24 protein-coding genes are annotated in these 21313 nt (G+C 63.1%); 11 read left to right on the top strand and 13 right to left on the bottom strand.

What is annotated here, in order from left to right; translation table 11 throughout:
- Positions 1 to 55: 55 nt before the first annotated feature.
- Positions 56 to 1045 (bottom strand): sigma-70 family RNA polymerase sigma factor, encoded by a 990-nt coding sequence (locus GOEFS_RS07365; protein ID WP_007317270.1) that lies wholly within the window; start codon positions 1043 to 1045, stop codon positions 56 to 58.
- 71 nt (positions 1046 to 1116) lie between these two features.
- Positions 1117 to 1527: a DUF3099 domain-containing protein gene (locus tag GOEFS_RS07360; RefSeq protein ID WP_007317269.1), complete on the bottom strand. Its 411-nt coding sequence runs from the start codon at positions 1525 to 1527 to the stop codon at positions 1117 to 1119.
- A 98-nt stretch (positions 1528 to 1625) separates the two neighbouring features.
- Between GOEFS_RS07360 and GOEFS_RS07355 the strand changes: the two genes are divergently transcribed.
- Positions 1626 to 1886, top strand: a complete 261-nt coding sequence (locus GOEFS_RS07355; protein WP_007317268.1) for a DUF3039 domain-containing protein — start codon at positions 1626 to 1628, stop codon at positions 1884 to 1886.
- Between the two features lie 24 nt (positions 1887 to 1910).
- On the opposite strand, the gene GOEFS_RS07350 is transcribed toward GOEFS_RS07355, so the two are convergent.
- Positions 1911 to 3065, bottom strand: a complete 1155-nt coding sequence (locus GOEFS_RS07350) for a YihY/virulence factor BrkB family protein (protein ID WP_007317267.1) — start codon at positions 3063 to 3065, stop codon at positions 1911 to 1913.
- Between the two features lie 136 nt (positions 3066 to 3201).
- Between GOEFS_RS07350 and GOEFS_RS07345 the strand changes: the two genes are divergently transcribed.
- A complete protein-coding gene (locus tag GOEFS_RS07345; protein WP_007317266.1) occupies positions 3202 to 4911 on the top strand; it encodes a DEAD/DEAH box helicase in 1710 nt (569 codons plus the stop codon).
- Between the two features lie 70 nt (positions 4912 to 4981).
- Here the strand turns inward: GOEFS_RS07345 and GOEFS_RS07340 are convergent, their stop codons facing one another.
- The 4 genes from GOEFS_RS07340 to ppgK all read right to left on the bottom strand — a co-directional run bounded on the left by GOEFS_RS07340 (position 4982) and on the right by ppgK (position 8943).
- Positions 4982 to 5188, bottom strand: a complete 207-nt coding sequence (locus GOEFS_RS07340; protein ID WP_040524701.1) for a DUF7455 domain-containing protein — start codon at positions 5186 to 5188, stop codon at positions 4982 to 4984.
- A gap of 197 nt (positions 5189 to 5385) precedes the next feature.
- Positions 5386 to 6471, bottom strand: coding sequence for a DUF5685 family protein (locus GOEFS_RS07335; protein ID WP_040524694.1), 1086 nt, complete (start codon positions 6469 to 6471; stop codon positions 5386 to 5388).
- A gap of 70 nt (positions 6472 to 6541) precedes the next feature.
- Positions 6542 to 7972, bottom strand: a complete 1431-nt coding sequence (locus GOEFS_RS07330; protein ID WP_007317263.1) for an RNA polymerase sigma factor — start codon at positions 7970 to 7972, stop codon at positions 6542 to 6544.
- Between the two features lie 194 nt (positions 7973 to 8166).
- Positions 8167 to 8943, bottom strand: coding sequence for a polyphosphate--glucose phosphotransferase (ppgK, locus tag GOEFS_RS07325; protein WP_007317262.1), 777 nt, complete (start codon positions 8941 to 8943; stop codon positions 8167 to 8169).
- A 124-nt stretch (positions 8944 to 9067) separates the two neighbouring features.
- On the opposite strand from ppgK, the gene GOEFS_RS07320 reads away from it, so the two are divergent.
- The gene (locus GOEFS_RS07320) at positions 9068 to 9961 is read left to right on the top strand and encodes an inositol monophosphatase family protein (protein WP_007317261.1); all 894 of its coding nucleotides are present in this window, start codon (positions 9068 to 9070) and stop codon (positions 9959 to 9961) included.
- Between the two features lies 1 nt (position 9962).
- Here the strand turns inward: GOEFS_RS07320 and cei are convergent, their stop codons facing one another.
- Positions 9963 to 10670 carry an envelope integrity protein Cei gene (cei, locus tag GOEFS_RS07315; protein WP_007317260.1) on the bottom strand — a complete coding sequence of 236 codons (708 nt, stop codon included), beginning with the start codon at positions 10668 to 10670 and terminating at the stop codon, positions 9963 to 9965.
- A gap of 427 nt (positions 10671 to 11097) precedes the next feature.
- Here cei and GOEFS_RS07310 point away from each other — a divergent pair, with 427 nt between their 5' ends.
- The gene (locus tag GOEFS_RS07310; protein ID WP_007317259.1) at positions 11098 to 11397 is read left to right on the top strand and encodes a DUF4193 domain-containing protein; all 300 of its coding nucleotides are present in this window, start codon (positions 11098 to 11100) and stop codon (positions 11395 to 11397) included.
- A gap of 58 nt (positions 11398 to 11455) precedes the next feature.
- Here the strand turns inward: GOEFS_RS07310 and GOEFS_RS07305 are convergent, their stop codons facing one another.
- Positions 11456 to 11914 carry an SRPBCC family protein gene (locus GOEFS_RS07305; protein ID WP_007317258.1) on the bottom strand — a complete coding sequence of 153 codons (459 nt, stop codon included), beginning with the start codon at positions 11912 to 11914 and terminating at the stop codon, positions 11456 to 11458.
- A 106-nt stretch (positions 11915 to 12020) separates the two neighbouring features.
- Positions 12021 to 12557: a DUF3093 domain-containing protein gene (locus tag GOEFS_RS07300; protein WP_050949816.1), complete on the bottom strand. Its 537-nt coding sequence runs from the start codon at positions 12555 to 12557 to the stop codon at positions 12021 to 12023.
- A 23-nt stretch (positions 12558 to 12580) separates the two neighbouring features.
- Here GOEFS_RS07300 and dut point away from each other — a divergent pair, with 23 nt between their 5' ends.
- Together dut and GOEFS_RS07290 are read left to right on the top strand one after the other, a co-directional pair.
- On the top strand, positions 12581 to 13084 hold the full coding sequence (dut, locus tag GOEFS_RS07295; RefSeq protein ID WP_007317256.1) for a dUTP diphosphatase: 504 nt from the start codon (positions 12581 to 12583) through the stop codon (positions 13082 to 13084).
- 21 nt (positions 13085 to 13105) lie between these two features.
- A complete protein-coding gene (locus GOEFS_RS07290) occupies positions 13106 to 13882 on the top strand; it encodes a DUF3710 domain-containing protein (protein ID WP_007317255.1) in 777 nt (258 codons plus the stop codon).
- On the opposite strand, the gene GOEFS_RS07285 is transcribed toward GOEFS_RS07290, so the two are convergent.
- Positions 13872 to 14594 (bottom strand): hypothetical protein, encoded by a 723-nt coding sequence (locus tag GOEFS_RS07285; RefSeq protein ID WP_007317254.1) that lies wholly within the window; start codon positions 14592 to 14594, stop codon positions 13872 to 13874. The two genes, GOEFS_RS07290 and GOEFS_RS07285, sit on opposite strands and share 11 nt — an antisense overlap.
- 124 nt (positions 14595 to 14718) lie before the next feature.
- Here GOEFS_RS07285 and GOEFS_RS07280 point away from each other — a divergent pair, with 124 nt between their 5' ends.
- Together GOEFS_RS07280 and GOEFS_RS07275 are read left to right on the top strand one after the other, a co-directional pair.
- Complete coding sequence (locus tag GOEFS_RS07280; RefSeq protein WP_007317253.1) at positions 14719 to 15093, top strand: OB-fold nucleic acid binding domain-containing protein; 375 nt, start codon at positions 14719 to 14721, stop codon at positions 15091 to 15093.
- Complete coding sequence (locus tag GOEFS_RS07275; protein ID WP_007317252.1) at positions 15077 to 15898, top strand: DUF3159 domain-containing protein; 822 nt, start codon at positions 15077 to 15079, stop codon at positions 15896 to 15898. The genes GOEFS_RS07280 and GOEFS_RS07275 overlap by 17 nt, the downstream gene beginning before the upstream one ends.
- 29 nt (positions 15899 to 15927) lie before the next feature.
- Here GOEFS_RS07275 and GOEFS_RS07270 read toward each other — a convergent pair whose 3' ends face one another.
- Both GOEFS_RS07270 and GOEFS_RS07265 read right to left on the bottom strand, forming a co-directional pair.
- Positions 15928 to 16587: a potassium channel family protein gene (locus GOEFS_RS07270; protein ID WP_007317251.1), complete on the bottom strand. Its 660-nt coding sequence runs from the start codon at positions 16585 to 16587 to the stop codon at positions 15928 to 15930.
- A gap of 52 nt (positions 16588 to 16639) precedes the next feature.
- Positions 16640 to 17305 (bottom strand): potassium channel family protein, encoded by a 666-nt coding sequence (locus GOEFS_RS07265; protein ID WP_040524692.1) that lies wholly within the window; start codon positions 17303 to 17305, stop codon positions 16640 to 16642.
- 150 nt (positions 17306 to 17455) lie between these two features.
- Between GOEFS_RS07265 and GOEFS_RS07260 the strand changes: the two genes are divergently transcribed.
- The 3 genes from GOEFS_RS07260 to GOEFS_RS07250 form a co-directional block, all read left to right on the top strand.
- Entirely contained in the window at positions 17456 to 19465 is a 2010-nt protein-coding gene (locus GOEFS_RS07260; protein ID WP_007317249.1) for an APC family permease, read from the top strand.
- Complete coding sequence (locus GOEFS_RS07255) at positions 19462 to 20802, top strand: class I SAM-dependent RNA methyltransferase (protein ID WP_007317248.1); 1341 nt, start codon at positions 19462 to 19464, stop codon at positions 20800 to 20802. The genes GOEFS_RS07260 and GOEFS_RS07255 overlap by 4 nt, the downstream gene beginning before the upstream one ends.
- Positions 20803 to 20967: 165 nt before the next feature.
- Positions 20968 to 21313, top strand: a 346-nt coding sequence (locus tag GOEFS_RS07250) for a 1-deoxy-D-xylulose-5-phosphate synthase N-terminal domain-containing protein (RefSeq protein ID WP_007317247.1), incomplete at its 3' end; no start/stop codon positions are given.

The following is a 21313-nucleotide window of genomic DNA, read 5'->3' as shown; positions in this document are numbered from 1 at the left end:
AAAAAGTCCTGACGTCCCACATCCGTGGTACGTCAGGACTAGTGCCCCGAACGAGCTAGCTGGCGTAGGCGCGCAGCCGCTCGGCACGGTCGCCGTGGCGAAGTTTCACCATGACCTCCCGTTCGATCTGGCGAACACGCTCACGAGACAAACCGAACAGTCGACCGATCTGGTCGAGGGTGCGCGGCTGGCCGTCGTCGAGGCCGAAGCGCATCCGAATAACCTGCTGCTCACGCTCATCGAGCGTGCCAAGAACAGTGCGTACGTCTGAATGAAGCAGACCGGCGATCACTGCGTTCTCCGCAGACGTGGCTTCGGCGTCTTCGATGAAGTCACCGAGTGGTGCTTCCTCGTCGGTGCCGACTGGCATGTCGAGGCTGACCGGGTCGCGACTGTGGTCGAGAAGATCGGCGATCTTCTCGGCTGGGATGCCGGACTCCGCGGCTAGCTCGTCATCGGTTGCTTCACGACCTAACTGCTGGTGCAACTCGCGCTTGATACGAGCGAGCTTGTTGACCTGCTCGACGAGATGCACGGGGAGACGGATGGTGCGCGACTGATCGGCCATGCCACGGGTAATCGCCTGACGAATCCACCAGGTGGCATAGGTCGAGAACTTAAATCCCTTGGCGTAGTCGAACTTCTCCATCGCACGGATCAGGCCGAGGTTGCCTTCCTGGATGAGGTCCAACAGCGGCATGCCCCGACCGGTGTAGCGCTTAGCGAGTGAGACGACTAGACGCAGGTTGGCTTCCAATAGATGGGCGCGAGCAGCTTCACCTTCGCGGATAATCTGAGCGAGGTCACGCTTCTTGACCGCGGACAGACGCTTGCGGGTGGCGAGAACATGTTTCGCGTAGAGACCAGTTTCGATTTGCTTGGCGAGTTCGACTTCTTGCTCGGCGTTCAGCAGCGCGGTACGGCCGATGCCATTGAGATACACGCGTACCAAGTCAGCGGAGGGGGATTGCGCATCGAGATCTTGTTCGGTCATCGGCGGCCGCTTAGTGGCGGTCGGGGTTGGGCTAACTGACGTGCGAGACATTCGGCCTCCTCCATCGTGTGCGTTCTTAGTGGCTCAACGAGGAGGTGACGCGGAAAGTTCCCAGCGCGCGATCAGGTCTTATCGTCGCTGGCCGGAACGTGTTTCTCGAGGTCAACGTCGATCGCCGGCCCGTATGGCGTTGGGGTAACGGGAGAACTTCCCAGGGCTCGTGAGTCGGCAACGCGGTGATCGGCATGCAGGTAGTGCGCGACTTCGCCTCGTTTGCGCGGGGGCCGGTCGTTGGCGATCAGGACCGCGACCCAGGGCAACGGGATCGATACGGCGACGATCGCCAGGGCGATCCAACCGTTCTGCGTGATGTTGTAGGCGATACCCGCACCAACCAGCGCGGGGACGCGAATAGCCATGATCGTGAGGTACTTACGCACCCGTGCGCGATGCTGGTCATCGAGTCCGGTCGCGGCCCCGGTGATCAGAAACGTCTCGGGCGAATCCCGATGTCCGATACCTGAGTGGCCCATGTCTCCACTGTCCCACTTTCAGGTGATGAATGCACGGTCGGGGTCGGTGGCGTTGGTGGGGGATCGATCGTGCAGGATCGGTCGGGCAGAATAGGGATATGGGAACACAGACGATTGAACGCCCCGATGTCGACATCGACGATCTTCCAGACACCGACGCCACCGATTCGGACGACTCAGATCGCCCCAAGGTCTTCCACTACGTGAAGAAGAACAAGATCGCCGAAAGCGCGGTCATGGGAACTCACGTGGTGGCGCTGTGCGGAGAGGTTTTCCCGGTCACCCGTTCGGCCAAGCCGGGATCGCCGGTCTGCCCCAAGTGCAAGAAGATCTACTCGCGCATGAAAAAGGGCGAGTAGCTCGGCCCGTACCAGCGGCCTCAGTCACGACCCGGGCGGTCTTGGTCCAGCGTCTCTCCGTCGCTGTTCCGGGGGATGCGGGCTCGCGTCTTCTCTTCTCGGGCCGCGTCGCGAGCCGCCTGGCAGATGTCTGATCCCGCCGGTGATGTCGGCGGTGGTGTTGTGCACCCATTCTTTGACTTGATTGCTCGCTGCCGGTTTCGCTGGCCAGATGGACTGGATGGCCGCGTTGAACTCGGCGCCGAGGACGACGGCGAAACCGAGGAAGAAACAGAACAACAGGAACGCGATCGGAGTGGCCAGCGCACCGTAGGTGTAGCCCGACCGGGTGACCGCGGTCAGGTACAGACGCAGGATATAGCTGGCGATCCAGAACACAATTGCGGCGAGCACGGCCCCGGCGATGAGGCGATGCCAGGGGAGCGGGGTCGGCAGCGCGAGATGGTAAAGCGTGGTGAGCATCGCGACCAATAGCGCGGCCACGAGGGGGAAGTAGCCGACATCGATGAGGGTGGAGACGAACGACCCCCACGAACTTGGCACGATGCGCTGCAAATAGGTCGGCCCGACCGCGACAAGCGGTAACACGAACACGGCCGCGAATAAGAAGCCGATGTACAGAAACAGTGCAAAGAACCTCTGCCACACCGGGTTTCGGACTTCATGCTGACCATGCGCGTGAGCGATGGACGCCACGAAACAAGACACCGCCGCAGACCCGGCCCATAGCGATAACACGAAGGCGAGCGACACCACGCCGACCCGACCACGACCGAGGACGTCGTTGACCGTCGGTCCGATCAGATCGTTGACGACGCTCTCGGAGAAGGTGCGGTTGGCGAACGCGATGATCCGTTCGTGGATGACCGCCACCGTGTCCGGCCCGAACCATCCGCTGACGTAGCCGATACTGCCGAGCAAACCGAGCAATAGCGGTGGAAAAGACAGCGCCTGCCAGAAGGCAGCCTGTGCGGCCCACCCGATGATTCCGTCGTCGAATGCGCCAACGGTGGTCCGCCACACTAGTTTCGGCAGGTTGCGGAAGACGGGTTCGCGTGGAATGGGAACGGTTGGCGTCGAGTCCGGATCTACCGTGGAATCGGCGTCGGAGTCAGCGGCCGACGTCGTGGGGGTGGAATCAGCTCGATTCCGGCGGTCAGGTGGTCGACCGTCGGGCAATGGCGCCGGATTACGAGTGCGTGTAGTGATGCATCTAGCATCCACGATCGTGGCGACGCGCGTGTGCTCAGGTTCGCCGTGTCGTACAGGCCGGTTAGAATAGTGGTCGATTCTAGGGCAGGAGCGGAAGTCTTTCGTGAGCGAAAAACCAGCTGCTCCGGCGTTGCGAGCATGGCAGCGTCGGGCGTTGACCAAATACCTGTCGACCAAACCGCGTGATTTCTTAGCCGTCGCGACTCCCGGCGCCGGAAAGACCACGTTTGGTCTGCGGATTGCCGCTGAACTACTGGGTGATCGCACCGTGGACGCGATCACCGTCGTATGCCCAACCGAACACCTCAAACATCAATGGGCCGCGGCTGCGGCGCGTGTCGGCATCGCGCTCGACCCGAATTTCAGCAACTCGGTTGGGCAGACCAGCTCGGATTTCGACGGCGTCGTCCTGACCTACGCACAGGTCGCCTCACACCCGTCCAAGCATCGTGTGCGCACCGAGAACCGAAAAACTTTGGTAGTCCTCGACGAGATCCACCACGGCGGTGACGCTAAGTCATGGGGTGACGCGATCCGTGAAGCGTTCTCCGATGCGGAGCGCCGCCTCGCTCTGACTGGTACGCCGTTCCGGTCGGACGATTCGCAGATTCCGTTCGTTACCTATGAGGACGAAGCCGGCGGAGTCAAGCGATCCAAAGCCGACCACAGCTACGGCTACGCCGATGCACTTCGTGACGGCGTCGTGCGACCGGTCGTGTTCATGGCCTATTCGGGTCAGGCGAGTTGGCGAACCAGCGCAGGTGAGGAGTTCACCGCTCGACTCGGCGAGCCGTTGTCGGCCGAACACACCGCTCGAGCGTGGCGTACCGCCCTCGACCCACATGGCGACTGGATTCCGGCAGTGCTGGGTGCGGCCCACCGGCGGCTATTGCAAAAGCGGGCGTCGGGAATCACCGATGCCGGCGGACTGGTCATCGCGACCGATCAGTCAACCGCGCGAGACTATGCGGAATTGCTGACTGAGATCAGTGGTAAGCCGGTGACCTTGGTGCTCTCCGACGATCCCGGCTCCTCCGATCGTATTGAACAGTTCGCGGCGTCAGAAGATGAGTGGATGGTCGCGGTTCGCATGGTGTCTGAGGGCGTGGACGTCCCGAGGCTCGCGGTCGGGGTGTACGCGACCAGCGCATCGACGCCGCTCTATTTCGCGCAAGCCATCGGCCGCTTTGTCCGGTCGCGTCGCGTCGGCGAGACGGCCAGCGTATTCCTGCCGTCGGTTCCGGTGTTGCTTGGTCTGGCCAGCGAGATGGAAGCACAGCGCGATCACGTGCTCGGTAAACCACATCGGGAGTCGGATGGGCTCGACGATGCGCTTCTGGTCGACGCCAACAAGCGCAAAGACGAACCGGGTGAAGAGGAAGCGGCCTTCCAATCGCTGCACGCTGATGCAGAACTTGACCAGGTCATCTACGACGGCGCTTCCTTCGGGACGGCGACGATGGCCGGCAGCGACGAAGAGTCGGACTACCTCGGCCTGCCCGGCCTGCTCGATGCGAGTCAGGTCCGCGAATTACTCGCACGCAGGCAGGAAGAGCAACTCAATAACCGCAAGGTGGCATCGACCAACGGTCACCCGAACGGTGCCGTTCCCAAAGTCGCATCGACCGGCGCGAATCTCGGCGAACTACGACGTGAACTCAACTCGCTCGTCGCGCTGCACCACCATCGCACCGGAAAGCCGCACGGCATGGTGCACAACGAACTCCGTTCACGGCTCGGTGGTCCACCGACCGCCATGGCTACCGCCGATCAACTCACCGAGAGGATCAAGGCGCTGCGTGAGTGGCGCTGAAACGCCAGCAGCGCCCGGGATTCCGGGCGCTGCTGGGATGATGAGAGCTGATTTTAGGTAGTTACGAGTCCTAGACGAGTTCGGCGGCCGACTGGTCGACGGTCGCACCCAGTTCCGCGAGTCGAGCTTCGTGCTCGGTGAAGTGATGACGGCAGAAGAGCAACTCACCGCCGGACGGAAGGCTGGCCCGTACTTTTGCTGCGGCGCTGCAGCGATCGCAGCGGTCTGCGGCAGTCAGGGGCGTGAACACATCGGGGGTAGTGACAACAGATGACATGATTCCTCCGTCCCGGGCCAACACTGCCAGGTGTCGGTCCCAACGTGAGCGCCACATCTGGGTTGACGTGACTCTCTTACTCTGTCAGACGATCCGCGTTCATGTTTTGTTCCCGGGCCCCGGGTGTGTCATGTCACAGGGGGTCTTTGCTTTCGTTGGTCGCCAGCGGGCCGAGGTCGATTCGCGGGCATCCGCTTTCAGCAGTCGCAGCCGCAATCACAGCTATCGCAGCAGTTACAGCTGCTACAGCAGCCATCGTCCCCGCAGCAGTCGCAACAACTGTCGCAACTGCAGTCACAGGACTCTTCGAAGCAGCGGTCGCGCCACCGTTCCTTTTGCTCGTCGTTCGGGGCCGGCACGTCGGTCGGGTGGCCGAGGACTAGACCGTCAAAACCATCCGGCGGGCTGTGGGAAGCGCTGGTCGGCGCGGCGTCGAATACTCGATGGAATGCGCGGTGCATGCCTCCCAGGAGGGTCACGCGTAGTAGCCGATCGTCGTGCAGGGTGAGGTCGTCGAACCGTCGGACTACCGCCCGATAGAGCCGACGACAGTCTTCGCGTACCTGCTCGGTGGTGGTGCCGGTCTTCTCCAGCGGGTTGAAATCACCGCGGCCGACGTCGGTGGCGCGGTCGGTCACCGCGTCGATCAGATGGGCGAATGCGCCGAAGTCAGCGCCGATATCGGCCAGCGGGGCTCGGTTGGTTTCGACCCCGGCAAGGTCGGCACTGGCTGCGAATACCGCCGACGCCGAGCGTGCCGTGGGCGCCACAATAGCGTCCAATGACTGGCCGGTGAGTTCGGCCTGTGCCGACGCCGCCGGATCGGCGAGCAGGGCGTCGACGTCGACCACGGGTGCCACGCCACCGTCGGCCAAGGCGCGCCGTCGGAGCAACCCCGCGGCGCGGCCCGCGGTCCAGGAGTGCACGCGGCTCTGCGTGGCCAGTCCGTGCTCCCGTTCGGCGACGACGTCGGCGGCACGCGCGCTAGCTAATGTCAGTGAGGCCGTCGTGCCGAGTCGGATGCCCAAATCGGAGGCGTCGACGACGTCGGCGCGACGCATCGCGCGCAGCGGGCAGGGCCCGGCCGAGCGTAAGGAAGTGGTCGAATCTTGTTGTGCGGCAACAAGAATCGACAATACTACGGCGTCGGTATTGGTAATGGTGCGGTATGCCTGCCCATGATGATCGCGCAGAGACAGGCAGAGTCCGCAGAGGTGCGCGCGCCATTGGTCGCGTAAGTCGTCGTCGAGATGCGCCGTGCAGGGACGCAGAATGCCGAGCATGAGCAACAACAATAAACAACTCCGGCCACCGCGGACGGAGACCGGAGTTGTTTGTAGTTCAGTTGGATTACTAGTCCAGGTAGTCCCGCAGGACCTGCGAACGCGACGGATGCCGCAACTTGCTCATTGTCTTCGATTCGATCTGCCGAATCCGCTCACGAGTCACCCCGTACACCTGTCCAATCTCGTCGAGGGTGCGGGGCTGGCCGTCGGTGAGACCGAAGCGAAGTCGAACGACGCCTGCTTCACGTTCGGACAGCGTCTCCAACACGGACTGCAGTTGATCTTGCAGCAGGGTGAACGACACGGCGTCGACCGCGACAACAGCCTCGGAATCCTCGATGAAGTCGCCGAGCTGACTGTCACCTTCGTCGCCGATGGTCTGGTCGAGGGAAATCGGCTCACGCGCGTACTGCTGGATCTCCAGCACCTTTTCCGGCGTGATGTCCATTTCCTTGGCCAACTCCTCCGGAGTCGGCTCGCGACCGAGGTCCTGCAGGAGTTCACGCTGGATGCGGCCGAGCTTGTTGATCACCTCGACCATGTGCACCGGAATACGAATCGTGCGCGCCTGGTCGGCCATCGCGCGGGTGATGGCCTGCCGGATCCACCAGGTGGCATAGGTGGAGAACTTGTAGCCCTTGGTGTAGTCGAACTTCTCGACCGCACGGATCAGACCCAGGTTTCCCTCCTGGATGAGGTCGAGGAAGGCCATGCCGCGGCCGGTGTAGCGCTTGGCCAGCGAGACCACCAGGCGAAGGTTTGCTTCGAGTAGGTGGTTCTTGGCGCGGTTACCGTCGCGCGCGACCTCGCTGTAGAGGCGACGTTGGGCCGGGGGAAGTTTCTCGCCAGCCTCCATGATGCGGCGGATACGCTCGGCGGCGAACAGACCAGCCTCGATCCGCTTGGCGAGCTGCACTTCTTCCTCGGCGTTGAGAAGTGCGACCTTGCCGATCTGCTTGAGGTACGCGCGTACCGAGTCGGCCGACGCGGTGAGTTCGGCGTCTTTGCGAGCCTGGCGCAACGCCTCGGACTCTTCCTCGTCCCAGACGAAGTCGCCGGAGGCCTTGTCCGCTGCGGACGGCTCATCGGACTCTTCTTTGTCTTTATCTTTGGACTTGGAGCCAGCCTTGGCTGCCTTCGTCGTCTCGGCATCCTCGGTGTCGTCGTCGACGAGATCTTCGGACAGGTCGACGTCGACGTCGGCACCGCTGATGTCATCGATCGACGGTTCTTCGAGTTCACTCTGCTCGATAGCGTCCGAGTCGTTGACGGCGTCGGTGCCTTCGGCGGCCTTGGGCGCTGCTTTCTTGCTAGCGGCTTTGCGTGCCGGCGCTTTCTTCGCAGCAGCTTTGCGGGCTGGTGCCTTCTTGGCGGCGGCCTTTCGAGGCGCGCGCTTGGCAGGTGCCTTACGGGCGGTGGAGTTGTCACCGGTCGATGACTCGGTGGCAGCCGAGTCGGCGGTGTCGGTTTCCGCCGAACGGGTCTTGGAGGCAGCCACGTACAACCTTTCGGACGAGCAGATGGGGAGTCGCGCCGAGGGTCGGTGGACCACGCGGTGCGGGTGGGCTATTGGTGCGGATCGCACCGCTGACGAACATTGTAACGACACCTGAGAAAAGGTGAAGAAAAGCCCAGCTAGTGCGGTGTTGCGCGATCAACTCAGGCGGTCTGCGACCTCATTGGGCGGCCGGATCAGACCCGTAGATCGACATCGACGGCCATCGCCGCGCCGACGATCCCGGCGGTGTTCAACAACGTCGCCGGAACCACCGGAGTGTCATTGCTTAGCAACGGAATCCATTTATGCGACTTGCGGCTGATACCGCCGCCGGCGATGAATAACGCGGGGGAGAACAGCGCCTCATACGTACGCAACACTTCGGAGAGCTTTTCCGCCCACTTCTCATATGACCAGCCGTGGTCCTCCTTCACCTTCGACGATGCGCGGTGCTCGGCCTCCTTGCCGCGGACCTCGAGATGGCCGAGTTCGGTATTGGGGAGCAGTTGGCCGTGATAGAGAATCGCCGAGCCGATGCCGGTACCCAGTGTCAGGAAGATGACCACGCCGTCGACCTCGTTGGACGCTTGGCCGTAACGCGATTCCGCCATCCCGGCGGCGTCGGCGTCGTTGAGGACCGAGAGCGGCCGATCGCCGAGATGCCGGCGGAAGAGTTCGTAGACGTCGGTACCGATCCAGCCATGGTCGATATTCGCCGCGGTACGCGCGACGCCGCCTGCCACGACGGCGGGCAGTGTAATGCCGACTGACCCGGACCAGTCGAAATGGGCGACGACGTCGGCGATGCCCTGCGCGACCGCCTCCGGAGTCGCCGGCTGGGGCGTGAGCACTTTGAAGCGCTCACCGACGAGCTCGCCGGTGTCGAGATCGACGATGCCGCCTTTGATACCTGACCCACCGACGTCGATGCCGAAACTGCGTCGGCCGGGGCCAGTTGTGTTGTCTGTCATGGCTTGTCGAAGCCCTTTCCGTTTGCGGGTCGCACACTCGATGTGATCAGGCTAACGGCAAAGCCGGAGCGGTGAGCACCTCTCGCGGTGACACGTTATTCGACGGCGATGACACACTGGGAACGTGACCGAATCCAGACAGCTGCGCACCGACGCCGACGATCTCGCGCTCGTCGCTATCGAGCTCGCTCAAACCGCCGCCGCCCATGTCCGGCGACGTCGACCCGAATTATTCGGCAGCACAACGGTTTACGAGTCATCAGATACTGCGAGCGGCTCCGCTGCCGTGTCGACTAAATCGACGCCGACCGATCCGGTGACACTCGCCGACACCGAAACCGAGGCGTTGATCGCCGATCTGCTCGCGCAACACCGGCCGGGTGAGGAAATGCTCGGTGAGGAGGGCGGCGGATCGCGCGACATCCCCAGCGGCGTGCGCTGGGTGGTTGATCCAATCGATGGCACGGTCAACTTCATGTACGGGATTCCCGCGTATGCGGTTTCAGTCGCCGCACAGATCAACGGCGTTTCGGTAGCAGGCGCCGTCGTCGACGTGGCGCGGGAGATTACCTATGCGGCCGCTGCCGGAAGCGGGGCGTATCGGCACGCCGGCGGCCTGCGAGAGAGGTTGCGGGTCAGCGGTATTGACGATCCGTCACTGGCGCTGGTGGCGACCGGGTTTGCGTACGACCGACAGCGTCGCGCTCAGCAGGCGCAGATCATCGCGGCGCTGCTGCCCCGGATACGGGACATCCGCCGCGTCGGTGCCGCTGCGCTCGACCTCTGCATGGTGGCCAGTGGCGCGGTCGATGCGCATATCGAGCACGGATTGAGTCCGTGGGACTGGGCCGCCGGTGGCCTGATCGCCGCGGAGGCCGGCGCGGTGGTCACGCTGCCGCCCGCCAACTCGCGCGCCACCGACGGTCATCCGACGATCGCGCTGAGTCCCGGTGTGGCACAAGAAATGACGCGAGTGCTGGACGAGGTTGGTGCGCTCGTCGACCTACCCTCGCGATAGGTCAGCAACTGGCTGAGTGCACAGCCTTGACGAGTGAAGGATCGACTCCGGTCTTGGGGTCCTTGGGGTCGGCCGAGCGCAAAGCTTCGAGTGCCGCCTGGGCGTCTTGGCTCTGTTCGCGCGCTTTGTAGTTCTCACCGAGCGCGACGTCGATGCTGGTTCCAGCGCGGCCGTCGTCGACGAGTTGGGCGCAGGGGATGGCCAGCCATACCGCCGCGGCGCTGGCCTTGCCGGCCGGACCGAACCGAATCTGAGCGACGCAGTTGAGGTCCTGGTTGGGGTAGAGAGGGTCGTCACCGAAGGCCGAGTCAGGCGTCGGTGTGAACCCTTGCGCGATCAGGTCATCGGAGACTGTCCGTGCCGCGCCACGCGTGGTCGACGCGTTGAGCACGCGAACAGAGAATGTGGTGAGTGCCGCGGGGGCGACGGTGAGCATGTCGTCACGGGATGCCGCGGTGAGTTTTGGAGCCGCCGTCGACGTCGAGGCCGGGGCTGGTGTCGCGCCCGACGTCGTGGGGGTGGCGATCGTCGGCTGGTTGCAGTCCACCGCGACACTTTCGTCGTCGCCACTGCTTAGCACCACCGACCAGGCGACGACGCCGGCGAGCGCGAGTGCCGCAACCAGAATCAGGGCGGGTAGGGCGATACGGCGCCGAAATGGCCGTCCACGCCGGTCGGTCGCCCGACCCTGCGTAATGTTGCTCACCACGCGCTATGCACCTCATTCGCGGTCGATCCCCGGACATCTGAGACGAGTCGGCAGGGGTTGGTCGATATCCTCGACCACTCTAAGGGGTCCGATGTCCGCTCGGCCGTCAGTGCCACTCGTGTCGGCCCGAGATCAAGTCAGAGACACACGCGCCGACAACGATGTTGACCGCATGTCTACAGTGGGCTATATTGTGGCGCGCCCGGTCCGGGAGAAACGGCCCAGCAATACTTCCGTTCTGTGATGAATGTCACTGGAATGGCCCACGATCGGCGGCAACAAATGTAGGGGTAGTGGCGTTGTAACACCGACCGATGCGCGTAACCACGGCTCATCGGTGCAGCACAACGACACCCGGCCACGAGTTGGAATGTGGCGTTGAACACGCGGCGACAGACTGCGTGATGACAATGAATAAGGCGGGAATATGGCTACTGACTACGATGCTCCGCGTCGCACCGAATCTGAAGAGATCGGTGAGGATTCGCTGGAGGAACTGAAGGCCCGCCGTAGTGAAGCCCAGTCGTCGTCGGTTGACGTCGACGAGGGTGACACCGCGGAATCCTTCGAGCTACCCGGTGCCGACCTCTCCGGAGAAGAACTGTCGGTGCGGGTCGTGCCGAAGCAAGCAGACGAATTCACCTGTACGAGTTGCTTTCTCGTATACCACCGCAGCCGTCTCGATCACGAGAACGGCAGCGAGATGATTTGTGTTGATTGCGCCTAATCGGCGCGACCGTGCGATGGCGGCAGGCTAGCGGGTACTCCGCTAGTTTCTGCCGCGTTTATTCTTCCGGCGCTGATGCCGCGGCCTCGACCTGTTTGGTGAGCGTCGTTTCGGTGTATCGAATCGCTTGTCCGACAACAGGTTCGATGATCGCGGCCAGTGCGCGCCCGGCCAGCCCGCCGGGCAGGTTATAGGCGAATTCGACATCGACGGCCGTGCGGCCGCCCTCGGCATCGGCGAAACGCCAGGTGGTTCCGGCGCTGATACCGTCGATTGATTCCAACTTTATGAGTTCGTTCTCCACCCATTCGGTGGTCCGCAAAGTGCTGTGCAGCGACTTGGGTCCGATTTTCATTGTGGCGTCGAAGGTCGAGTCGAGGCCTTCGGTCTGCTCCGTGAGTGGAGTGAACTTGGTGACGCCGAACATCCACGTCGGGACGCTCCTGTAGTTGTTGACGTGAGCGAAGGCGAGTTCACGCGGTGCGTTGGCGACTACCTGACGTCTGATGACTGTCATGCTGGGCTCCTCGGCGGTCGGGTTGTCGCGCGATACGCGAGTAGGGAAGTTTGTGGCCAAGAATGCCAGATGCACGGTGGCACGGTCACTTTGGTTGCCGGGGACGTCAGTCCGACTCGGACTTCTTCGAAACCGCTTGATGACGTGCGTCGGTGAGATCAAGGGCGGCGAGAACTTGCTCGGGATGCCTGGTGGATACCAGCCAATAGGGTGTTGGATCGTCTGGATCGTCGAGCACCAACAGCACCATCTGCTTTACCCAGGCTCGGTGCATCAGATATGCCGCCGGATCTAATTGACGCCCAAGCGCGGCGCTCTTGGCCGTCGGGGGAACCGACGCCGCACGGTCGATGACCGACCGTGGCAGGGTCGCCTTGTCGGCGATCAACTCACCGTCGGAGGTGACGCGGATGCGAATTCGTCCCATCGACCACAGCAACCAGCCGATGACTACCGCGAACACCACATAGCCAGCGATGCTCCACAGGGCGCCGTGTGCGGCTAGGGAGACCTCGTAGCCGAGAACTCCGGTGACGACCGCGCCGGCGAGCCACCACCAGGCGGGCACATACAAGCGCTCTGAATAGACGTAGGACGGAGCCGGATTACCGGCCGCGCCGGACGGCGTTTGCGGGGATGACACTCGACCCAGCGTAGTCTGCGGGGGTGTCCAGCGAAATTTCACCGCAGTCGACCACCAACGTACTTCGCGTCAAGCGACTCGATCGCGATCTGCCGATGCCGGTACGTGCGCACCCGGGCGATGCCGGCGTTGACCTATTCTCGACGATCGATTTCGAATTGGCCCCGGGCCGTCGACAGTTGGTCGGCACGGGTATCGCCATTGCCTTACCGGTCGGCACGGTCGGCCTTATCCATCCGCGGTCGGGGTTAGCGGCGCGAACGGGACTGTCCATTGTCAACACGCCGGGGACCGTGGACGCGGGTTATCGAGGCGAAATTAAGGTTTGCTTGATTAATCTCGATCGCGACGAGTCCATTGCCATCGCGCGCGGCGACCGCATCGCACAGTTGATCGTCCAGCGCGTGGAGTTACCCGACCTCGTTGAAATCGACGAACTTGACGAGACCAGCCGCGGTGCGGGCGGCTATGGCTCCAGCGGAGGGCACGCGCGCCTGCATGAGGGCGCGGTTTCCCCAGGGGCCTGAACCAAGGAGGCAACAGCACAGATGGCAGGAATCCGCAGCGGCAAGGCTGATCAGCCGCAGACGTATACGCTCGGCGACGCCGCTGGCCCATATGACATCGAGTCGCTGACCAACACCGACGAAGAACTCGCCCAATCACACCTCGATCTGGGATCGGTGCTGGTGCCGGTGGTTGAGGGGGGACAGGTCAGCGTCGAAATGACCATTGACCATCAACCTGAAGCCGTCTATCTGATCACGCCGATCGGCCGCATCACGGTGGCGGCATATGCGGCGCCGAAATCCCCCGGCCAATGGCGTGAGGTAGTCCGTGAGCTGGCGGAATCGATTCGCTCGGAGGGCGCGGCGACTCGCGTCGAAGATGGCCATTGGGGTCGGGAGATTGTTGCCGAAGTGCCCGGTGAAGTGCATCGTTTCCTCGGCGTCGACGGCCCGCGCTGGATGTTGCGCTGCATCGCCAGCGGTCCGGCGGAACACGGCGAGCATCTGGCCCAACTATCCCGCGCGGTATTGGCCGAGACCGTGGTCCGGCGCGGGTCGGACCCGTTCCCGCCGCGTGAGCCGCTGCCTGTCGTGCTCCCGCAGATCCTGGCCGAGCAGGTCGCTTCCGCACAGCAGGAAATGGCTACCGGCGGGGCATTCGCTCCGGACAATCTGCCGCCCGGAGTGGAAGTGGCGGACACACTCGGCAACGCCGACGATCCCGGCGTCGAATTGGGTGACGCTGCTCCCGCCGAGGTTGACGCACCCCCGAGGTCGGGTTCGGCGTTGCAGCAGTTGCGTCAGCCTAAGCCATAGGACGAGCTGACCGGGTCAGCTCCAGCCATCCTCGCGCGCAGTTATCGCCCAGCAGCGCCGCGTTGGTTCCCCATTCCGTCAAAGTCACTTCGCGAAGTGCCGTGTGCGGCGCGGCCGACGCCCAACTGCGGCCGACGCCGACCGGATGGATGGGATCGTCGGTGGCCACCGTGATCGCCAGCGGTACATCCAGACCGGCCAGTTCAGCCAGAGTCGGACCAACGAATGACGCCGCGGCGTCCAGCTGGTCGAGCAGATCTGGGTACAGCCGCCGCCATGAACGGGTCAACTCGTCTGCCAGCCAGCCGGGGCTGCCAGCGACCATCGCTTCGACGGTGGCGTTGAGTCCGTCGCGTCGTAATGCCGACGCGGTCGCCAAGGCTGATGCCGCGGCGACGCTCTCGCCCGGATCACCGGTCCACGGCGGTAATGCGGCCAGGACTCCGGCGCAGGTCGGCGTGTTGCGCAGCGCCCACGAGGTGGCAATACTCGCGCCAATGGACACACCGCCGACCAGAATTCTGCGGTGTGTGCGTACTGCGTCGGCGAGCCCGTCGAGATAACCGCCGACGAGATTCGCCGTGGGCTCCAGAGCGATCAGATCGATGCCGAGAGTCGACGCGGCACGCCCGAAGGCACGACGAACGTAGTCGGCGTCGGAGCCGGTGCCGGGCATCGCGACCAGCGCTCGGGCGGGTGGGTAGGCAGCCATGTCAACTGATGATGCCCCGCCCGGTGGAGTCGTCGTGCGGCGAGGTCTACAGTGGCCGATAGGAGTGCCGGTAAGCCCATCGCGTACTCAACGAACTACGAACTGATCGCCCGGGGAGGGTGGGATGGCTGCAACTGGTTATCTGAAGCGTCTGACGCGGAAATTGGTCGAGGATCTCGACACCGCGGACGCTGAGGAAATCGCATCTCAATCGCGTGCGCGCGGTGCGCAATGTGCATCGGAATGTACGCGTGGCGAAGAAGTCAATATCCACGGGGAATTGCGTTCGGTACAGACCTGCTCGAAGGCCGCACATACCGGCGTGAAAGCGGAGTTCTTCGACGGCACCGATACTGTTCTCCTGAAGTGGTTGGGACGCAACAGAATTCCGGGGATTGAGCCGGGTCGCAAGTTGACCGTTCGGGGGCGGTTGGCGCAACAAGACGGCGAGAAAGTCATCTACAACCCGTACTACGAGCTTGATGGTGCCGACGAGTAAGGAACCGGGGCCCACCGAGCACGACACCGATCACACCGAGTCTGTCGACGATGCCGCACGCCCTGCCGCCGACGAACCCGCGCGGGAGACAGCCACCCTGCTGGAGCAGATGGGCGGCGTCTCCGGACTGATCTACTCGACGCTTCCAGTCGTCGTTTTCGTGCCGGCTAATATGGCCTTCGGTCTGACCGGCGCCATCATCGCCGCGCTGGTGTGCGCGGTAGTGATATTCGCCATTCGGCTGGTACGTCGCGAGCCCTTGAATCCCGCTATTTCGGGCTTGTTGGGTGTGGCTATCTGCGCGTTCATCGCGCACCGAACCGGCGATGCGAAGGGCTATTTCTTATTCGGCATCTGGACCATGCTCGCCTACGCCGGCGTCTTTGTTCTGTCGATCCTGCTGCGGTGGCCGCTGGTCGGTGTCGCGTGGAATGCGATCAACGGCAATGGCCACGCGTGGCGTAAACATCGCCCGACGTTATTGGCCTACGACCTTGCCACCGCATTGTGGGCGGTTGTCTTCGGTGCCCGCTATATCGTGCAGTCCTCGCTCTATGACACCAGTCACACTGGTTGGCTGGCGGTCGCGAGAATTGGCATGGGATGGCCGCTGACCGCTGCGGCGGTTCTGGGCACAGTACTGCTCGTCCGGCGTGCGGAACGGGACGAGCGTGAACTTGTCGAGGTAGAGCCCGACGTCGAAGAAGCGCCGGGCCTCAACGCAGAGCCGAGCCTCAAAGCTGAGCCCAGCACCAAGGCTAACCCCACTAACAAACCCGGGCCCGACATCAAGGCCGGCTCTTAGCGAGTTGGTGTTAGCCCGAGTTTCGGTGCCTAACCCAGTTCCATCGCGGTATGCAGCTCGGCTTCGGCTTCGACCGGGGCGATAAACACCAACTCGTCGCCGCCTTCGATCGGATCGTCGGATTGCGGCACGATCACCCGTCCTCCGCGCAGAATCGTCACCAGCGCAGCGTCGCGGGGCAGCTTGAGCTTGCCGACCGGGCGCCCGGCGAGCGGGGTGTTGTCGGGCAGGGTGAGTTCGACGAGATTTGCCTGACCTTGGCGAAATGTCATGAGCCGCACCAAGTCTCCGACCGAGACCGCCTCTTCGACCAATGAGGCAAGTATTCGTGGGGTCGATACCGCGACGTCGACGCCCCACTCCTCGCCGAAAAGCCATTCGTTACGCGGGTCGTTGACGCGTGCGACAACACGGTTGACCGCGAATTCGGTTTTGGCGAGCAGACTGATCACCAAGTTGGCTTTGTCGTCGCCAGTAGCCGCGATCATGACGTCGTAGCTTTGCAAGTCGGCCTGCTCGAGATTGGATAGCTCGCACGCATCGCCAAGCAGCCATTGCGCCCCGTCTACCGAACTCTCGTCGATGTGGCCGCGGTCGCGCTCGATCAGAGTGATCTCGTGGGAGTTGACCAGTAGCTCACGGGCGATCGAACGCCCGACGGCGCCTGCTCCGGCGATGGCAACTTTCATCGACTTCCCACCTGTTCTGTTGTCGCTGCGTCGGCGGACGTCGGATTAATCGTCATTCGGTGGTCTCTCGCGGTGCCGCGGCGAGTGCGCGGGCGTTGGCTACGTTGTCGGTCAGCACGGCGGCAAAGATCAGGTCGTCCTGCTGCAGGACCGTTTTGACGTCGGGCAGGATGGTTCGGCCGACGCGTTCGAGGAATGACACGCGGGCGCCGGTCAGCTCCTGGAACTTGCCGACCGAGGTGCCGATCCACGATTCATGGATGTCGAGTCGAATGATCACCAGGGCTCCGGAAGGGTCGCGCCACTCAGCGGTCGTCGATGTTTCGCCAAGTTCGGACACGAATCGTTCGGTGGTCCACGGGACGGTCGCAACCGTCGAAATACCAAGGCGCTCATAGACTTCCGCGCGCCGAGCATCGTAGATCCGAGCCACGACACGTTCTACGCCGAAAGTTTCGCGGGCAACGCGCGCGGAAATGATGTTCGAATTGTCGCCCGACGACACTGCCGCGAACGCATCTGCCGACTCGATACCCGCGCGGATGAGGATGTCTCGGTCGAATCCAACACCGCGCACCTTGGTACCGGTGAATTGCGGGCTCAGACGGGCAAACGCGACCTCGTCTCGATCGATGATCGCAACCGAATGACCACGCTTTTGCATTGCCATGGCCAGCGACGAACCGACGCGGCCGCACCCCATGATGACTACCTGCACGCCATGACCGTACCCGATTGATGTGCCGGGCAGTGGGGATGTCTGCGCAGTGCCCGTCCTGCCCGATCTGAGCGGTTGCTGTCGACGAATGTCGATTGTCGACCGGGGTGGCGATGGCGGTGCGGTTGCGTAGGCCCTAATGTTTGCTGGGTGTCCACACTCTCCACGGTGTCGGTAGCGACCAAGCGGTTGCTGCTCGGACGTCCGTTCCGCAGTGACAAACTCGGTCATACGTTGCTGCCTAAACGTATCGCGTTGCCGGTCTTCGCGTCCGACGCGATGTCGTCGGTGGCGTACGCCCCGCAGGAAATCTTCCTGGTCCTTTCGGTAGCCGGGCTGTCTGCCTTCGTCTATGCGCCGTGGGTGGCGGTAGCGGTGGCACTTGTGATGGTTGTCGTCGTCGCCAGTTATCGCCAGAATGTGCACGCGTATCCGTCCGGCGGTGGTGACTACGAGGTGGCGACGGTCAATCTGGGGCCTAACGCCGGCCTCACCGTGGGTAGCGCGCTACTCGTCGACTATGTGCTCACCGTGGCGGTGTCGATCTCGTCGGCGATGGAGAATATCGGCTCGACGTCGTCGCTCGTGCACGACAACAAGGTCTTCTTCTCCGTTCTCGCAATCGCGCTGCTCGCGGCGGTTAACCTGCGCGGCATCAAGGAATCCGGTGCGCTGCTTGCCATTCCGACCTATCTGTTCATCGTGAGTGTCGCGGTGATGTTGATCTGGGGCGCGATCGACGTGGTTCTGAATCGGCCGATAGAGGCGGAGAGCGCGGGCTTCGAGTTGCGTGCCGAAGACAGTCATCTTGTCGGGTTGGCATTTGTGTTCTTACTCGCTAGATCATTCTCTTCGGGCTGTGCCGCATTGACCGGTGTCGAGGCGATAAGTAACGGCGTACCGGCCTTCCGTAAACCTAAGTCACGTAACGCTGCGACCACGCTGCTCTTGCTCGGCGGTTTCTCAATCGTTTTGCTATTGGGGCTGGTTCTGATGGCGCAGGAGGCCGGGGTCAAATACGTCGCCGATCCCGCAAAGGATCTGATCGGAGCGCCGGACGGCTACCAGCAGAAGTCCATGATCGCGCAGTTGGCGCATGCGATCTTCGGTGGATTCACCCCGGCGTTCTATGTTGTCGCCGTTGCCACGGCGCTTATCTTGATGCTCGCCGCGAATACCGCGTTCAACGGATTCCCGGTGTTGGGTTCGGTGCTCGCCCAGGATCGATACCTGCCGCGTCAGATGCACACTCGTGGCGATCGATTGGCGTTCAGCAACGGAATTGTCTTCCTGGCCGTCGCGGCGATCATCTTTGTCGTGGCATTCGGCGCGGAAGTAACCGCCCTAATTCAGCTCTACATCGTCGGAGTGTTTGTCTCCTTCACACTCAGCCAGACAGGCATGGTTCGGCACTGGACGCGACATCTGCGGACCGAGACCGATCCACGTGCGCGCAAGCGCATGTACCGCTCCCGGATCATCAACGCGATCGGGCTGGTGATGACCGCGACCGTGTTGGTGATTGTGTTGATCACCAAATTCGCGGCCGGTGCCTGGATCGCGATTGTCGCGATGGTGATTCTGTTCGTCATTATGAAGCTGATCCACCATCACTACGCGACGGTTCAGATCGAACTGGACTCGACCGAAGACGACGAGGTATTACCGAGTCGTACTCACTCGGTTGTGCTGGTGTCGACGCTGCACCTGGCAACCAAACGAGCCATACGATACGCACGTGCGACCCGGCCGGACACGCTGGAAGCGATCACCGTCAACGTCGACGACCGCGATACCCGAAAGCTGGTGTCGCAGTGGGAGGCTAGCGATATCACCGTGCCGCTCAAGGTGATCGCATCGCCCTACCGGGAGATCACGCGGCCGGTCATCGACTATGTCCGGCGCGTGCGCCGGGAGTCGCCGCGTGACGTCATCACTGTCTTCATCCCGGAGTATGTCGTCGGACATTGGTGGGAGCAGATTCTGCACAACCAGTCCGCGCTGCGCCTCAAGGGACGATTGTTGTTCGAGCCCGGGGTGATGGTGACATCGGTGCCGTGGCAGTTGACTTCGTCGGATCGGCGAAAGAACCACGATGCCGTCTACACCGCGCCGGGCGACGTGCGTCGGGCCCTCGGCGATACCTCCGACAACCGGTGAGCGACGCGGTGCCGACGCGGCCGGGCGCGTGGTCGGAACGCGAGGTGGAACTCACGCTGGACCGCCTCGCACATGGTGGCGCGGGAGTTGGGCGAGTCGACGGACGGGTGGTGTTCGTGCGGGGTGGTCTTCCCGGCGAACGCGTTCGTGCCGTCGTCGTCGACGATCGCAAGCCGTCGTTCTGCCACGCGGACGCAATCGAGATTCTTGAGCCGAGTCCACATCGCATCGAGCCTGCGTGTCCGGCCGCGGCGGCCGGTGCCGGGTGCTGCGACCTGTCGTATGTGACGCTCGATCATGGGCGTGAACTGAAATCGCAGGTGCTCGCCGACACGTTGACGCGGGTGGGCCGGCTGCCCGACGTCGAGGTTCGGGTGGAGTCGCTGAGTGAACCCGATGAGGGTCTGTACGCCGGTCCCGACGCGGGCTCGCAGTGGCGGGTACGCGCGCGGTTGAGCGTCGACGGTGAAGGTCATCCCGGTTTTCATCGGCATCGCGACGCCGCGATTGTGACCGAGCCGTGTATCGCATTGCATCGACAGATGTATTCGACCGTTCACGAGCACCGGTATCAGCCGGGGAGCGAAGTCGTCGTGGTGCGAGATGGACGTGAGCAGGTGCATGTTGTCGAGCTGGCGCCCGCTCCGCGAGGCGATGTTCCGCGACGTGCGGGCGGGCAGCGACGTGCGCAAGCGCAACGGCATCGCGCGCGGGCAGAACGTCGGATGACGCATTTGGTCGCGGGGTCGTCGACGGCGTCGTTCATCGTTGGTTCGCGTGAGTGGCGAATTCCGTCGACTGGCTTTTGGCAGGCACATCGCCGAGCGCCGCAGGTCTATTCCGACGCGGTCGTCGAGTTGGTATCCGAGTACCGGGGTTTGGCCGGTGGTATGACGCTCTGGGATCTCTATGGCGGCGTCGGGGTGTTCACCGCTGCGCTCGTCGACGCCGCGGCCTCGAGCGGCGCCGAACTGGGACAGGCGCATGTGGTCGACACCGATGCCACCGCACTCGACGCGGCGACGGTCACGCTGGGTGATCGGGGAGTCAGCGTCCATCGAGGAGCGACGCAGGCGGTAGCGGGGACATTGCCCGCGCCAGATGTCGTTGTGCTCGACCCTCCACGCAGCGGCGCGGGCCGCGATGTAGTGGCGACGGTTGCCGCGGCCGCTCCCGATGTCGTCGTGCACGTTGGGTGCGATGCAGCCGCGTTCGCGCGGGACTTGGGTCTCTTCGTCGAGCACGGGTACCGGGTGGTGGAGGTCCGCGGGTTCGATGCGTTCCCGCGGACGCATCACGTCGAGGCGATCGCGGCACTGGTTCGGGTGTCTGGTTGATCACCTTCGGGCTTTAACCACCGACGGATGCGTGAGGTCGGGTTAGGTGAGTCCGTAGACTGACCGAAGACTAAACGGTGACGCGAGCGCGGCTGTGCGTCGTGGTGACGAGTGGACCGCCGGCCCGGACGTTGGGCAGGGGTGGGACCGATGAGGAGGATGGCGATGAGGGTGCTGGACAGGATCAGCTCTCCGGCGGATCTGGTTGGGCTGGACCAGCGGGAAATGGCCGAGTTAGCCCGCGAGATCCGAGAATTCCTCATCGAGAAGGTCTCCGCGAGTGGCGGACATCTTGGCCCCAATCTCGGTGTAGTGGAATTGACGCTCGCGATCCATCGGGTTTTCGACTCGCCGCATGACCCGGTCATCTTCGACACCGGCCATCAGTGTTACGTGCACAAGATCATCACCGGACGTCGGGATGGCTTCGATCAGCTTCGTCAGCGTGGGGGACTGACCGGCTATCAGGAGCGCGCCGAGAGTCCGCACGATTGGGTCGAATCCTCACATG

Origin of the sequence: Gordonia effusa NBRC 100432 (assembly GCF_000241305.1) — a bacterium.
Taxonomy (GTDB): Bacteria; Actinomycetota; Actinomycetes; order Mycobacteriales; family Mycobacteriaceae; genus Gordonia; species Gordonia effusa.
This window is presented reverse-complemented; position numbering and strand designations above follow the sequence as displayed.